Genomic DNA, 14,112 nt, shown 5'->3' with positions numbered 1-14,112 from the left:
AAAATATTGAGGCTAGGCTTGGGGAAAAATATGGCGCTGTCTACGACGTAATGTACAAAAATACCCTGACTTTTTGATCAGCTTGTAAAGCAGTTCAGGATCCTTTTCTGTATGCTCTATCGCAGGTATCCATCTGCTTTGCGATGTCGGTGTGGTACTCTCGCATGCTTCGTCACGACGGGCAAGCTGATCAACTAAATGGTTTGTAGCTTGTCGGAGGTCTTCAAACTCTTTGGTTAAGGGTTGCTTGTAAGTGGGAATCATCACTCATGTCTCTGTAAATTTTGGAATGAGATGTTCAACGGCTAGACAGGGCAATAAGGGCCTCTGCTTTGCGACTGAGGTGAGACTCTAGCAATCGCAATGGCCGATCGCCGGTTTGAGACCTTTGCATTTTCCCTTGCCTAGGTTCAAAGCTCTCCAGATTGGGAGTCTCTTGCCAACAGTGGGGACAGAACCAGTAAATGTGGCCATGGCCGATGTGACGCAGGAGGTCATTTGAGCAAATCGGGCAATGATTCATGGGGAACCTCAGGTCTTAAATTGGGTTTATTAAGTGGCAATCAATAGCGCTTTTCACAATAGAGAATAGCGGTCAAAGTTGAGGATCATATGAAGGGATCACTGCAGTAATAGTCATCTCGCTCAGCTTCTTCGGATTTCAGCACTAGTAAGCGTATGCATTGTCTGGTGAAACTCACCCACAAAAAAATCAGATCGAACATTCTTTTGATCCTGGTTTTAGCTTGATTCGTATAAATGCCCCGCAATGAAGAGATTGTTCTGACTGGCTTGGATATCTAATTTTTGGGCATTGATCCCTGGGAGAATCACCTTGAGGCGAAAATTCTTTAACCGATGCTTAACTCAAAGCTTGGATCATTGCCCTTATGTTGGTCAGTACTATCGATATTGAAATGACATTCAATCGAGGAAACTATGTTGAAGCCCGTAGAGACTATCGAAATTCTGCAAAAACAGCCTGATTCTCAGGCTTTTACTGCAGGCGATACGATTTTCTCTGAAGGAGAAACGGGCAAGGTGATGTACGGCATTCTAGAGGGAAAAGTTGAGATATTGGTCGATGGTAACGTCTTAGAAACCATTGACAGTGGCGATATATTTGGCGCAGGTGCTTTGGTGCATGTTGACCATAAAAGGCAATCTACTGCGATCGCAAAGACAGACTGTAAACTCGCCTCTCTCGACCAACGCCACTTTCTGTTCGCAATTGAGAATACCCCAATGTTCGCAGTCGAAGTGATGAGAAGCTACTCTAATCGGCTGTATCACTTTAAGCACGATTCCTAGATCCAAACCTCACAAGTTCCTCATTGGTTGGTCTTAGCGTAGAGCTATAGCCCTCGATCAGCAAAGGACTGAGAGCCTGATGATCTGGCATATCTTTACCAATAGGAAACAAGTTGACGTATCGTTTCATCCGCCGCAAACCTTTCTTATGGTTCTCAATATTTAGCTATCTCTTCTCATGGATATCTTGGCTCATTGCTCCCCTTGTATTCAATGAAACGGTAGCCACAGTTTTTTATACATTGGGCAGCTTTGGCCCCTTAGTGGCAGCGAGTATTGTTCTGAAAGAGCAGGGTCGATCGCTGAAAGCTTGGGGTATGAGCCTCTTCAAATGGCGGTTGAATCCAGGCTGGTATCTCTTCGCCTTTGGCTATCCGATTGTCCTGATCGCGATCGTTTCGCTAGTTTATCTACTGCTTGGCAATTCGCTCGATTTTACAGTTTTGTCGGATCGGCTGACGGCCTATCTGCCCACTCTCCTGTTCCTCACAGTCGCTGGGGGTGGAAATGAGGAACCGGGCTGGCGTGGGTTTGGGTTGCCCGCACTACAACGACGTTGCAGTCCTGTCGTTGCCACCTGTGTTCTGGGTCTAGTCTGGGCCTTCTGGCATCTGCCGCTATTGGCGATTAATCCTGATGTGGCGAGTGGTGCGATCTCAACCACCCAGATCTTATTGATTGCCGGGGTCACACTAGTCAGCATTACAACACATGCCTTCTGGTACACCTGGCTGATTAATCGAACAGGCAGCGTCCTGTTGTGCATTATTCTGCACGCCAGCTACAACGCAGCGAACGGTCTGCTGCTCTTAGTTCCCGAAGAAGCACTACGCGGCAGCTCATACCAGTCACTTCTAGTTGTGATGACTGTGGTTCTTGGTGTCTCCGTCTCTGGACTGCTCATCACAACAAAGGGTCGGTTAGGAGCATCTTGAGTTTCAAACGCAGATTGTTTCTCCAGCTAGCTAGAGGACAACAAATACATCTTAGGTGCCGTTTCTCAATTCACTTTAGCCAACCCCCTCACAAAGATCACAAGTTTCCGCTCTATCGTACAGGTGATGAATCCCACAGTAGTCAGTGATGGCTAGTGGTTTCGAGGGAGAGCAATCATGAGCAAGCAGACGATTCAAGAGACACAGCAAATTCCCCAAGAGCAGTGGTCAACGTTTTTTGATCAGTTTACGAAGACTAACAGTGAACGGATCCTCAGCCTTGAAGTGGCAGACAAAGAAATGGGGGACGAACCCCTTATCAAACAGTCGCCATTGGCTTCGATTACCTATGAGCCGGAGAACAAAGGCAACGATGTCATGATCGCGATCGGTCATGATGCATTGGCCTATTCCCATACAGTCACAGAACCTAATGCAGTTTGGGTCGCCAAAGATGATGCAGGCGAGGTCGTCGCGCTTGAAATTATTGATCACAGCGGGAATCAAACCATTCTCCGTTTCAGTTAGCAACCAAATATGAGTAAGAGGTCAACCCCATGTCATCGATTAATACAGAAACCTATAAAAAACAAATTGCTATCTTGCTAGAGGACCAGTTTGAAGACGCAATGTTCCAAGTGCCAAATACTGCACTGCGTAAAGCAGGAGCCGCAGTCACAATCCTCGGGTCTCGAATGAACGAGGAATATAAAGGTCGGCATGGCACCGTCTCAGTTCGCCCAGACTCAACCCCCACTGAGGTCAGAGCTGAGGACTTTGATGCCATCATCATTCCCGTCGGCCACATCCGCACCAATCCTAATGTGGTCCACATAGTAAAACTTGCGCTCATGCAGCGCAAACTTGTGGCCGCCATTGGTTATGGTCCACAGGTCCTCATTGAGGCCGAGCAACTGCAGGGCAAACATGCGACAGGGATTCGTTCCATTCGCAGAGATATTCTCAATGCGGGTGGGATTTATGAGAATAAGGCCGTCGTCATAGATGAGCATTTAATCACAGCCAGACAATCGGGTGATTTGCCTCTGTTCACTGCGATGATTCTCAATTCACTAGGGTTAAAGATTAAGGGTACAGTATTGCCAGAAACTCTTGATCTCACCTATGACTGCTGGAAACTGGGTGAAGCCTGGGGCGGTTCCAGCAAGCAAGAACTCATCCAAGCGCTGAACACCGCCATTATGGGCGAACGCTATACCCAGGAAGCATTCATGCAATATAGCAACCGCGTCTCAGACCCAGAGCTGCGGCAATTTTTGCAGGGCGTTAGCTCGACCAAGCACTATCATGTCGAACGCCTAGAAGCTCGCCTATTTGATGCTTTCAAGGAAAGGGTTACTTGGCAAGCTGTCGGTAGTGAAGCCTATGCGGCCCTTCAAGGCTGGCTGCAGTCCAGCAATCCGATGTCGATTATGCGTCGGGCGCTGGGAGACATCCAGACGGGTGTGGTCGATCTCCATCATCTGCGTAGTCAACTCACTGATCCTCAGACTGTGCTGCTTTTAGAAGAGGTTGAGCGAGATTTAGCAAACCACGAACAACGGTTAGCGAAGCTCTACCGTGCCCGGTCACAAGGCAAGGTCAAGCCTCCGACCCCCACCACTCTAGCTGCGGTCAGCTAAGTGCTTCAATTCAGGACTGACAATTTGAGGCTAGGATGCCAGATGACGCTGCGCTCTATCATGTAAAAGCCAAGTTGTCTGGCATTTTGTGACGGGTCAGATCAAAGTGCTAGCTTTCAAGTTTTAAATTACCTATCGTTTGCCCTTATCTGAGTGAAGTCACCCCGTCTCAGCGTCCCAAATCTCGCACCAGCACCCTGGCACTGTCAGACTACCGATGCTGTTCTCAAGCACTGGCAAGTCAACCGGAATCAGGGACTGTCCAGTGAGAAGGTTCAGCAATCTCTGGAACAGTATGGTCCCAACCGTCAGCCAGATGCTCAACCACGGTCACGCTTGAGTATTTTGGTCGAACAATTTCAAACGCTGCCTGTTGTCTTATTAAGCGTTGCAGCGGTCCTTTCCTTCTTAACGGGGGGGCACACTGACGCCATTGTGATTATGGTCGTGGTCTTGATTAATGCAGTGATTGGGTACACCACCGAAAGCCAGTCTGAACGGATCATTCAATCCCTGAAGGATCGAACCGAATATACAGCTCAGGTAGTACGCAATGGGATATTGATCGGGATCAACATCCAAAACGTTGTTCCTGGAGATATGTTGAGTTTGAAGCCAGGGAGCGTTGTGGCAGCGGATGCTCGTCTGATTGAAACAGAGCGCCTGAGTATCGATGAGTCCGTCCTGACGGGGGAAAGTCTGCCGGTCCAAAAAATCACCGACGGTCTTGCAAATGCGGTGGCGGTGCTGGGCGATCGCAACAACATGGTCTACAAAGGAACCCTGGTCACCGGGGGACAGGGTCTGGCCGTCGTGGTCGCCACCGGAACGGCTACCGAAATCGGGCGAATTCAGATGTTAGTGGGCACCACCCTTGCCTCTCCCACGCCCATGGAGCAGCAGCTTGATCAGGTGGGCAACTTGCTGGTTTATGTCTCTAGCGGAGTGTGTCTCGTCATCTTTGGCCTAGGCTTGCTGCGCGGCTACGGACTGCTGCAGATGCTGAAAACTTCTATCGCCCTTGCCGTGGCCGCTGTCCCGGAAGGACTGCCTGCTGTAGCAACCACGACCTTGGCGCTAGGCATTTTAGAAATGCGCCGCCAGAAGGTTCTGATTCGTCGCTTAGAAGCGGTGGAAGCATTGGGATCGATGCAGTCTCTCTGCCTTGATAAAACGGGCACCCTGACTGAAAATACGATGTCGGTGGTGGAACTCTTTGCCGACAACCGAACGATTCAGGTCAGTGATGGGGATTGGCTGAACGGAGACCATCCCATCCAGCCTTTAAACTCTGATGACCTTCAGTTACTGTTAAAAGTCCTAGTCCTCTGTAATGAAACGGATGTGAATGGGAGCAATGAGATCGAAAGTCTGGCCGGAAGCTCTACAGAAAAGGCGCTGGTTGAGCTAGCGATTCGGGCTGGGGTTGATGTGTCTGATCTAAGAAAAACGCTGCCTCGGTTGGTGACGCAGTATCGAAGTTGCGATCGCAACTACATGGCAACCCTACACACAGCAAAGAAAACTGATCAACAATTAATCGCCGTCAAAGGTAACCCGAACGAAGTCTTAAGGCTTTGTCAATGGCGGCTCGAAGCCGGAACCCAAGTCGTTCTTAGTGATGCAGATCGTCAAAGTATCGCGGATGCCAATCAAAAGATGGCGGGACAAGCGCTGCGAGTCCTAGGCATCGCCTATCGCCTATCAACCTGTGAATCCAAAGGCAAAACGGAGTCGTTGATTGCCCCCAACACCATTGTCTGGCTGGGATTAGTCGGGATGACAGACCCAATCCGGCAAGGCATCGGTGGCGCGATCAAAACCTTTCATCAGGCCGGTGTTGACACGATGATGCTCACCGGAGACCAGCATCCAACAGCCTATGCAGTGGGGCAAACCTTAAACCTCAGCCAGGACCAGCCACTGCAGATCCTAGATGCAAATAATCTTGACGAGAGTGATCTCGACTTGAGCGATTGCGCGGTTCATGGGTTTGCTCGCATCAGCCCTACTAATAAGCTGCAGATTGTCCAAGCCCTCCAGCAAACCGGTCGCGTCGTCGCCATGACCGGAGATGGGATCAATGACGCTCCAGCGCTAAAGGCGGCAGATATCGGCATTGCAATGGGCAATACGGGGACTGACTTAGCCCGTGAAGTCGCAGATGTCGTATTGGCAGATGACAACCTTGCCACTTTAATTACGGCCATTAGCCGGGGCCGCACGATCTATAGCAACATTCGCAAAGCCATCCACTTCCTACTATCAACCAATTTGAGCGAAATCCTGGTCATGCTGCTGGCGACGGGGGCCGCTTTAGGACAGCCCTTAAATGCCCTTCAGCTTCTGTGGCTGAACTTAATCACCGACATTTTTCCTGGACTCGCGCTAGCCTTAGAGCCGCCAGAGGCAGGCGTTCTTAATTTACCGCCCCGCGATCCGAGCGAATCGTTGCTGCGGGCTGCCGATCTCAAGCGAATGCTATTTGAGGCACTGATTATTTCAATTAGCGCTCTGGCAACCTACAGTTACGCAGTTAACCAATATGGAATTGGCCCCCATGCTACAACCCTCGGATTCTTAAGCCTGACTTCAGCGCAACTCCTCCATGCACTGAGCTGCCGCTCAAGCACACTGGGAATTTTCAGCAAAGAATCACTACCACCGAACCTCTATTTGGCTTCAGCTTTAGTATTCTCATTTAGTCTGCAGTTACTAGTATTAATGATTCCAGGACTCCGATTATTGCTCAACATTAGCTCCATTAGCGGTGGAGATGAATGCTTGATTGTTCTGAGTGCAGTGTTACCTCTATTTGTGAATGAAGCGACAAAGGGACTGTTTCATCAAGTGCTGGGAGACCAGCAACGCACGTCTGAAGGCACCCCCCCAACAAGCCCCTAGTAATTTTCATTGGGAGGGATATAACGATGATTGATTTTTTGGGCTTAATAACTTTGCGGCCCTTTATGCAACGCACCAAATTAGCGAAAAGCGCAGTCAAGCTAATTTTCGATGGGGCCACCTACACTGATAGGGGTCTCATAAATTTCGGCATCCGTTAGGGTTATATCTCGGATTAAGGCATTTTCTGCTTCAGCATGGTACATAATCGAATGCGAGAAATTCACCCCAGTAAGGTTCGTTTCATTCAAGCAAGAATTCGTGAGGAATGCGTGGCTTAGATTAGCCCCAGTCAAATCAGCCCCAGTCAAATCAGCACCTTCCAAATTAGCTTCAACTAAAACTGCGCCGCGCAAATTGGCATCTCTAAGATCTCCGCCGATCAAGTGAGCCTGGGTGAGATCGGCACCCGATAGATCACATCCCTGACAGGCACTGGTGTTTAGTAGCTGACGAACATGAACTGGATTTTCAGCTACTGCAGGTGTGATTATGCACAGCAATGTTAATAGAGAAGATGCGATCTCAAACTTGAATCTCATAGCCACTCCTCCTTTGGTGCATTTATCTCTGCGCGATGGTTGCCGACCTGCCTGCAATATCAGAATGAGCTAAATCAAGAGCGATCGCATCGAAGAAAGACAACAGAGAAGGACACCATTCAACGGGTTGAAGAGGTGATATAGCCTTAAACCTCTTCATCTTGATTTTTACATAGACTTATGTTGAAAAGATGTGTATTAAGGTCCGTTTATAGTTAGACTTACAGCTATCCGTGGCTTCACAAATTCCTCAACTTCTTTTCATAAGATACAGATGTAAAGAAGGATGAATCGTTCATCTCCTTGGACTCGCTAACGAACTATTGTTTGCAGGCTAAAGAGACGGAAGTAGAGTGAAATCTCGAAGGAACGCGCCTCATCTAATCATTCCAAGACTTTAGGGAGGCGGAATTATGAAACTCACTTATCGTGGTATTACCTATGACTACAACCCGCCTAGGGTTGTCTATGGTTCGACCTATGCACAGGGCAAATACCGAGGTCTACCTGTCACTTTTCAAACCACTGAAGTACCGATTGTAAAGCCCAGCTATAACCTCAAGTATCGAGGCATCGCTTACTGCACAGGTGTACCCACGCAGGCGAAAGAACCTGACAAGATTGGGAATGTACCTTCCAAGGACATAAAAATCCCAGTGGTGTCTCTTTCAGAGCGCTCTCGCACCTTAATGGCAGGTCATCGTCAATCGATTCGGCAGCGCGAACAAGCGATGTTGAATCGTCTGGCTGAAGAGGTGGGTTGACGGCTAATGATGCGGCTCACGATGAAAGCCATATTCAAGGCTAGGTTCGTCACAATTGCACTAAAGCATGTAACCGCAGCCCCGCCGCTATGAGCTAGGCATGAAGGCATTTGTCCACCTCTAAGCTAGCAAGCCAACTTGAACTTCAAGGAGTGTGACCCGGAGCTGTCTCGGGGAGAGCGTTCCTTGATTTAAACCGTTGATAGAGCAATGATCCTGCAATCAGTGAGATTAGAAACAAAACTGGATTCCAAATTCCGAGTACCAAAGCTGTTAAACCAGGACCAGGACAGTATCCTGCAATACCCCAGCCAATGCCGAAGATGGCTGCCCCTACAATCAAACGCCTATCAATATCTCGCCGAGATGGTAGGTAGAATTTGGGCGTAAATAGGGGCGAAGAGCGACGCAGGACAAAGCGAAAAGTAAGGAGAGTTACCCCCACTGCTCCGCCTAAAACAAACAGAAGCGTCGGGTCCCAGGTTCCTGTCACATCCAAGAAGGCTAGGACGCGATCGCGATCTACCATTTGCGAGAGGCCCAAGCCAAGGCCAAACAGGATTCCAGAGATCAAGGCAATAATCTGTCGTTTCATAGTATTCCCCTCAGAGCAGACCGGGCAAAATGTGATGGGTGATGAGGACAGTTGCGATCGCAAACCCCATAAACGTCAGCACTGCAGCCAGCGATCTTGTTGACAGTCGCCCCAACCCGCAAACGCCGTGACCACTGGTGCAGCCATTCCCCATCCGAGTGCCAAATCCCACCAAAAAGCCACCGACGATCATGGCCCAGGGTGTAAAGGTCGAGGTGGGCGTGGGTTGAGGCGCAAGCATATATTCGTAGATGGCTCCGCCAATCAGGAGGCCCACAAGAAACGTCCAGCGCCAGCTTTCAGCGGCGTCAAATCTAATCGCTCCGTTAACCATTCCGCTAATGCCCGCAATGCGACCATTGAAAAGCAGCAGAAGCGTGGCGCTGATCCCAATCAAGATGCCTCCTGACAGAGCCGTCATCCAGTTAAAAGTCGCCATTGTTGTTACTCCTGACTGACCCTGCGATCTGCAAAGGGGCGGTGGTCGCCCCTTTCGTAAAGCTTAGCTGAAGCTGTTTCAAAGCATCCTCAGAAATCACCAAGCTGAATATGCTCTGAAAGGAGTTCCTTTAACTCCACTATGTTTGCTGTCTCTTGCTGCTTAACCTTTTTCCAGAATGATTGGACGGCTCCATACCCTTCAGCGTTGGCAATATATTGGTCATACCGCCATAGGGCATCTAGTCTGCGGCTTAGGTCATGAATCATATCGTGGTCGTGGTCTTTAACACCTTGTGATTCACCCAGATGGGCGACTTCTTTTTGATACGTTTGTAAGCTCATTTTAAATTCCTCATAAACTCAATCAAAATACTTGAAGACATCGCGCATCAACGAATCAAAAGCCTTCAGCATGAGTGCATCGGTTAAAGATTATGCCGAAGGTTATTAAGTTTGCTCCACTTGAAGGCTAGATCAAGAGTTTGAGGAACTTATGTAAGCCTTCAATGCTAGATCGTAGGCAAATCTGAGATCGCTCCAGTGCGTGCTGTGACGATTGCAGGACAGCAGAAAACGTTGCTAAATGAAGATAGCTCCGAAGAGAAAGCCGCTTACGCTTGCCATCACAACAACCAGAGCAACAAATACGATAGTCTTTTTTGTACCCAAGATACTGCGAATAACCAGCATATTGGGTAGTGATAATGCTGGTCCTGCCAGTAATAGGGCCAAAGCAGGGCCTTGCCCCATCCCATTACCGATTAAGCCCTGCAAAATAGGCACTTCTGTTAAGGTCGCAAAATACATAAAAGTACCCGCAAAAGCGGCAAATAAGTTGGCCATTGGTGAGTTCCCACCCACGGCCCAAATCACCCACTCTGAAGGGAGCAACGCTTCCTGTCCGGGGCGGCCCAGCAGCAGCCCCGCAATCAAAACACCGAAGAGAAGCAACGGCAAAATTTGCTTCGTAAAATCCCAGGCGGAAGCAAACCACTCCCCTGCTTCGTCCTTATTGGTACTGGTGAGCCAAGATAGCCCTACGACTCCTGCAGAGAAGGCAACTAGGGGGGATTGCGAAAAGCGCAGTGCTAACACCACTGTTACACCAGCAACCAAAATTACTTTGCCTACATTGAGCTTAAACCAGGCGATCAGAATAAAGGCAAACACAATGGCCAAGAGGCTGGTGATCAACCACTTGGCAGCATAAATGCTGTACCAAAGTCCTGCCGTTGCAGCGGGTTGTGCCCAGTTCGCGAACACTAAAATACTCACCATCGTCAAAAAGAACAGGGCATTTTGCCAAAGCGGTCGCGTCACTTCAGACTCTGACATCCCGGCTTGGGCTTCAATTTTTTCCAGTTCCTCTTTGCGGAAGATGAAGGCCATCGCGAGGCCAATCACGATGCTGAAGACAATCGCCCCAACAGCCCTGGCAATGCCTAGCTTAAGACCGAGAACACGGGCCGTGAGGATAATCGCTAAGATATTGATCGCTGGTCCTGAGTACAGAAATGCAGTCGCAGGTCCCAAGCCCGCGCCCATCCGATAGATGCCTGCAAACAGGGGCAAGACGGTGCAGGAACAGACGGCTAATAGAATCCCAGAGACGGAAGCCACGCCATAGGCCAGAATTTTGTTGGCTTTCGCACCCAAATACTTCATCACAGCATCCTGGCTGATGAAGACTGCGATCGCACCCGCAATAAAGAATGCTGGAATCAAGCACAGTAAGACGTGCTCTTGGGCATACCAACGCACTAAATATAGGGCTTCAAAAAACGCATTTCTCAACCGAGCTGAATTTTGAATTACCTCAACCGGAAGATAGAAACACACCAAGAAACCGGCCACAATGAGCGCCAGTGGCTTCCATTCCGCCTTCCAAAAATGCATGATGGTACCTCAAAGCGTCTATGCCGTCTGCAGCAAGGATTGAATTTTGTCTGGCTCGATGACTTTCCCCTGACTGAGAACGTTGCCATCGACAACGAGGGCGGGTGTCTGCATCACGCCATGATTAATAATTTCCATCGTGTCTGTGACATGAGAAAAATCACCCTCTAAACCAAGAGCAGCCAGTGCCTTTTGGGTATTGACCTCTAGCTGCTGACACTTTTTGCAGCCTTTGCCTAAAATCTCAATGTTGAGTTTGCCCATAGTCGTAAACCTCTCCCTCAATTCAGGCAGCTTTGAACGCCGAGCGGGGTTCGATCGCCTTTGCCCTCAGGGATAAGCTAGAAGAAACACTTGAGGATTTCGTGAGGAGACTCAACATAGAGGGTTTTCCCTAAGCCGTATCCTTCATCTGAATGAGTCCGAACCAAGGGCAGTGTGGATAAACTGGAAGGAGCACCCGCTGGATCTGGACTGAGCATGGCGATCTCTAGCGCTTGGCTAAAACGAATATGGCTACTGCTAGAACAAAGTAACCAAAGCCTGATTGTAGTTTTTTGGCTTCAATGAATCGTGTTAAGTAGGCTCCAATCAGGGTACCGAAACTAGCGGCAAGGGTAAATGAGCCAATCAAATTCCAATCCACTTCAACCTGACCGAGATACCCCAGAAATCCTGTGGCAGACTTGGCCGCAATAATGAGCAACGAGGTACCTACTGCCTCTTTCATGGGAATACCGCCTAACAAAACAAGGGCGGGGATAATCAAAAAACCACCGCCGACACCGACAAAGCCGGTCAAAACTCCAACGCCCAAGCCTTCGCTAGGAATCGCAAGCCACTGTATGGGGCCGCTGTGTGGCCCATGTTTCGGAGCGGCAGATGTACTGCTGTCAGGTTGTTTTCCCCCCTTAACAATCATGAGTACACTGGCGATCACCATGACCACACCAAAGCTGATCAGTTGAAAAGTATCCGAAATGAAGGGTAAACCTGCAAGACGAGCACCTAGATAGGCACCGACCATTGCGACGGGGGTAAAAATTACGACAGTTTTGAGATTCACGTTTCCCTGGAACCAGTGTGGAATCGCTCCCACAAGGCTAACGGTCCCGACGATGGCGAGACTCATTGCGATCGCAACCTTTGAACCCACTCCCATCACATATACCAGCAGCGGCACCGCGAGGATCGAACCACCGCCACCGATTAAGCCCAAGCTGACGCCAATTCCGACCGCCAAGATATGTCCCAGAATCTGTGTGAACATAGCGGTCAAGCCTTCCAGTTATAGAGTAATTTCATAAGCAGTGGGGCATCAAGACACACAGCGATGGTTATAGGCCGTGAGCTACCGTCAACGGTCAGCATCATAGGTAGAATTCAAGTTCAGGTATCGAGGCACCCAAACAAAAGAAGGCTAGCCCCAACCAAAGTGCTTATTAAAAGACCCGAAGGTAAAACCAAAGGTCCCAAGCCAGTACTGAGGAGAATCAGAGAACCCAGCACAATTGAAACGACTCGATGGGGCTTAATGGATGTGTCTTCACTGATATATGTTGGGTATCCAGCAGCCTTCCAGGCCAGTAGCCCCCCCTGCAGGTGAATCACATGCTTAAATCCAGCCTCAAACATTTTCTGGGCAGCCTTAGCTGACCGCTTACCAGATTTGCACTGCAGGACAACTTGCTTGTTTGGGGGCTGTGGAATGCTCAATGGATCAAAGGTGGACAGCGGCATCAGCTCAGCGCCCGGAATATGCTCCTGGGCAAATTCATCTTGCTCTCTCACATCAAGAAGGAGAGCCTCATGCTTATCAATCCATTGCTTTAGCATTAAAGCATCGATTTCTTGTAGTTGACGCATGGCAGTCGTCATGGCGCATTCTCCTTGTCTCGGATTGTTTTGTACAGAAGAGTGAGCTGCAAGCCTGAGGGGCAAAAACCGACGGTCTGAACCTAGTGAACGGCAAATGCTCGACCGCATTGTTCGTTGGCAGGAACTGCCTCCATCATCTTTTTGGGATCGGGGAGGTCGAGATTGTTCATAAACTCGATGAATGAGTTGCGATCGCGTCCCTTAAACCTCAGATTCCACTGCAGTTCTTCGGCAACCGTAGAGACGGTCTGACCGTGGTAGTCATGAGCGGGATAGACGAGGGTAGCGGGCGGCAACGTAAACAGCTTCTGTGTCACCGAGTCGTGGAGCGTTCCTGGATCGCCACTCTGAAAATCGGTGCGACCACAGCCGCGTATAAACAACGCATCGCCCGTGAGCACACGATTGTCATTAATCAGATAGGCATTATGGCTATCGGTATGCCCTGGAGTTGCGATGGTTTGAATTAAGATCGCGCCGAGAGTCAAGTGTTCACCATCCTGTAAATAATGGTCAGCGCAGATGGCTTGGGCATGTTCAGGGACAACCCCCAGGCATCCCGTCCTTTGCTGAAGCTGGCTCGTACCGGTAATGTGATCGGCGTGAATGTGGGTCTCTAGGCAGTATCGGAGCCTCAAGCCCAGCTCTTTCAAAAGCTTAAGGTCACGTTCTACTTGCTCCAACACTGGATCAACCAATAGAGCTGTATGGATGCTTAGATCCGCAATCAGGTAGGTATAGGTACTCGATTCTTGATCGTAAAGCTGTCGGAATAAAATATCCTGGCTCCATAAGTTCCTTTTCATAACACCCTCCTAAATATCAAATATCAGCTAGACATTAGTCCTCTTATCTATGGGCCACAAACCCTCCAAACTGGGAGGCCCTCTTGATCGCGAAGTGATAGCGTCTTATCTCCCTTCGTCTTCAGCAGCAAAATCACCGTCGGTTCGCCCTCAAAGGCCACTCGACGGACCGGGCGCACAGGGTTCGACTTCCTGAGGAGTTAGTCGGCAAAACATCCGCTTGAGCTTGGGGCTGTGACGCAATTAGCCATGATTTATCTCGCTTCAATTGTTCACAGGCCGTCAACAGCAGCAGGAGTGCAGCGGTAAGCAAAAGGGTTGCAATAGCCTGAACATATTTTGATTTAGACGGTTTGGTCAATTTAGTTTTCATGGATTTACTCTCCGATCTCAGATT

At 49.3% G+C, this 14,112-nt stretch carries 18 protein-coding genes and 1 riboswitch; of the genes, 6 read left to right on the top strand and 12 right to left on the bottom strand.

Annotation, left to right across the window (positions count from 1 at the left end; genetic code table 11):
* Positions 1-12: 12 nt before the first annotated feature.
* Both C1752_RS28570 and C1752_RS28125 read right to left on the bottom strand, forming a co-directional pair.
* A complete protein-coding gene (locus C1752_RS28570) occupies positions 13-264 on the bottom strand; it encodes a hypothetical protein (RefSeq protein WP_110988348.1) in 252 nt (83 codons plus the stop codon).
* Between the two features lie 34 nt (positions 265-298).
* On the bottom strand, positions 299-523 hold the full coding sequence (locus C1752_RS28125; protein WP_146242406.1) for a hypothetical protein: 225 nt from the start codon (positions 521-523) through the stop codon (positions 299-301).
* 416 nt (positions 524-939) lie between these two features.
* Here C1752_RS28125 and C1752_RS22720 point away from each other — a divergent pair, with 416 nt between their 5' ends.
* The 5 genes from C1752_RS22720 to C1752_RS22700 all read left to right on the top strand — a co-directional run bounded on the left by C1752_RS22720 (position 940) and on the right by C1752_RS22700 (position 6,793).
* Positions 940-1,311, top strand: a complete 372-nt coding sequence (locus C1752_RS22720; protein WP_110988347.1) for a cyclic nucleotide-binding domain-containing protein — start codon at positions 940-942, stop codon at positions 1,309-1,311.
* A gap of 317 nt (positions 1,312-1,628) precedes the next feature.
* Complete coding sequence (locus C1752_RS22715) at positions 1,629-2,246, top strand: CPBP family intramembrane glutamic endopeptidase (protein ID WP_146242405.1); 618 nt, start codon at positions 1,629-1,631, stop codon at positions 2,244-2,246.
* A gap of 177 nt (positions 2,247-2,423) precedes the next feature.
* Positions 2,424-2,774: a DUF5335 family protein gene (locus tag C1752_RS22710; RefSeq protein WP_110988345.1), complete on the top strand. Its 351-nt coding sequence runs from the start codon at positions 2,424-2,426 to the stop codon at positions 2,772-2,774.
* Positions 2,775-2,803: 29 nt separating this feature from the next.
* Complete coding sequence (locus C1752_RS22705) at positions 2,804-3,889, top strand: DJ-1/PfpI family protein (RefSeq protein WP_110988344.1); 1,086 nt, start codon at positions 2,804-2,806, stop codon at positions 3,887-3,889.
* A 153-nt stretch (positions 3,890-4,042) separates the two neighbouring features.
* Complete coding sequence (locus C1752_RS22700) at positions 4,043-6,793, top strand: cation-translocating P-type ATPase (RefSeq protein ID WP_110988343.1); 2,751 nt, start codon at positions 4,043-4,045, stop codon at positions 6,791-6,793.
* Between the two features lie 101 nt (positions 6,794-6,894).
* On the opposite strand, the gene C1752_RS22695 is transcribed toward C1752_RS22700, so the two are convergent.
* Positions 6,895-7,335, bottom strand: a complete 441-nt coding sequence (locus C1752_RS22695) for a pentapeptide repeat-containing protein (protein WP_110988342.1) — start codon at positions 7,333-7,335, stop codon at positions 6,895-6,897.
* Between the two features lie 290 nt (positions 7,336-7,625).
* Positions 7,626-7,711: riboswitch (Glutamine riboswitch) on the top strand.
* A 37-nt stretch (positions 7,712-7,748) separates the two neighbouring features.
* On the opposite strand from C1752_RS22695, the gene C1752_RS22690 reads away from it, so the two are divergent.
* Complete coding sequence (locus C1752_RS22690) at positions 7,749-8,099, top strand: DUF4278 domain-containing protein (RefSeq protein WP_110988341.1); 351 nt, start codon at positions 7,749-7,751, stop codon at positions 8,097-8,099.
* Positions 8,100-8,244: 145 nt separating this feature from the next.
* On the opposite strand, the gene C1752_RS22685 is transcribed toward C1752_RS22690, so the two are convergent.
* From C1752_RS22685 to C1752_RS28120, 9 genes are all read right to left on the bottom strand, one after another.
* A complete protein-coding gene (locus C1752_RS22685) occupies positions 8,245-8,694 on the bottom strand; it encodes a DUF6691 family protein (protein ID WP_110988340.1) in 450 nt (149 codons plus the stop codon).
* Positions 8,695-8,704: 10 nt separating this feature from the next.
* Positions 8,705-9,133 (bottom strand): YeeE/YedE family protein, encoded by a 429-nt coding sequence (locus C1752_RS22680; RefSeq protein WP_110988339.1) that lies wholly within the window; start codon positions 9,131-9,133, stop codon positions 8,705-8,707.
* A gap of 89 nt (positions 9,134-9,222) precedes the next feature.
* The gene (locus C1752_RS22675) at positions 9,223-9,477 is read right to left on the bottom strand and encodes a hypothetical protein (protein ID WP_110988338.1); all 255 of its coding nucleotides are present in this window, start codon (positions 9,475-9,477) and stop codon (positions 9,223-9,225) included.
* Positions 9,478-9,714: 237 nt separating this feature from the next.
* Positions 9,715-11,031, bottom strand: coding sequence for a permease (locus C1752_RS22670; protein ID WP_110988337.1), 1,317 nt, complete (start codon positions 11,029-11,031; stop codon positions 9,715-9,717).
* 18 nt (positions 11,032-11,049) lie between these two features.
* Complete coding sequence (locus tag C1752_RS22665) at positions 11,050-11,295, bottom strand: thioredoxin family protein (RefSeq protein WP_110988336.1); 246 nt, start codon at positions 11,293-11,295, stop codon at positions 11,050-11,052.
* Between the two features lie 226 nt (positions 11,296-11,521).
* Entirely contained in the window at positions 11,522-12,301 is a 780-nt protein-coding gene (locus C1752_RS22660; protein WP_110988335.1) for a sulfite exporter TauE/SafE family protein, read from the bottom strand.
* A gap of 119 nt (positions 12,302-12,420) precedes the next feature.
* On the bottom strand, positions 12,421-12,909 hold the full coding sequence (locus C1752_RS22655) for a rhodanese-like domain-containing protein (protein ID WP_233501837.1): 489 nt from the start codon (positions 12,907-12,909) through the stop codon (positions 12,421-12,423).
* Positions 12,910-12,989: 80 nt separating this feature from the next.
* On the bottom strand, positions 12,990-13,688 hold the full coding sequence (locus C1752_RS22650; RefSeq protein WP_110988374.1) for an MBL fold metallo-hydrolase: 699 nt from the start codon (positions 13,686-13,688) through the stop codon (positions 12,990-12,992).
* Between the two features lie 160 nt (positions 13,689-13,848).
* Positions 13,849-14,088 (bottom strand): hypothetical protein, encoded by a 240-nt coding sequence (locus tag C1752_RS28120; protein WP_146242404.1) that lies wholly within the window; start codon positions 14,086-14,088, stop codon positions 13,849-13,851.
* Positions 14,089-14,112: the final 24 nt, after the last annotated feature.

Source organism: Acaryochloris thomasi RCC1774 (assembly GCF_003231495.1).
Lineage (GTDB): Bacteria > Cyanobacteriota > Cyanobacteriia > Thermosynechococcales > Thermosynechococcaceae > RCC1774.
Note: the sequence above shows the minus strand (reverse complement) of the source record. Positions and strands in the feature narration are given on the sequence as shown.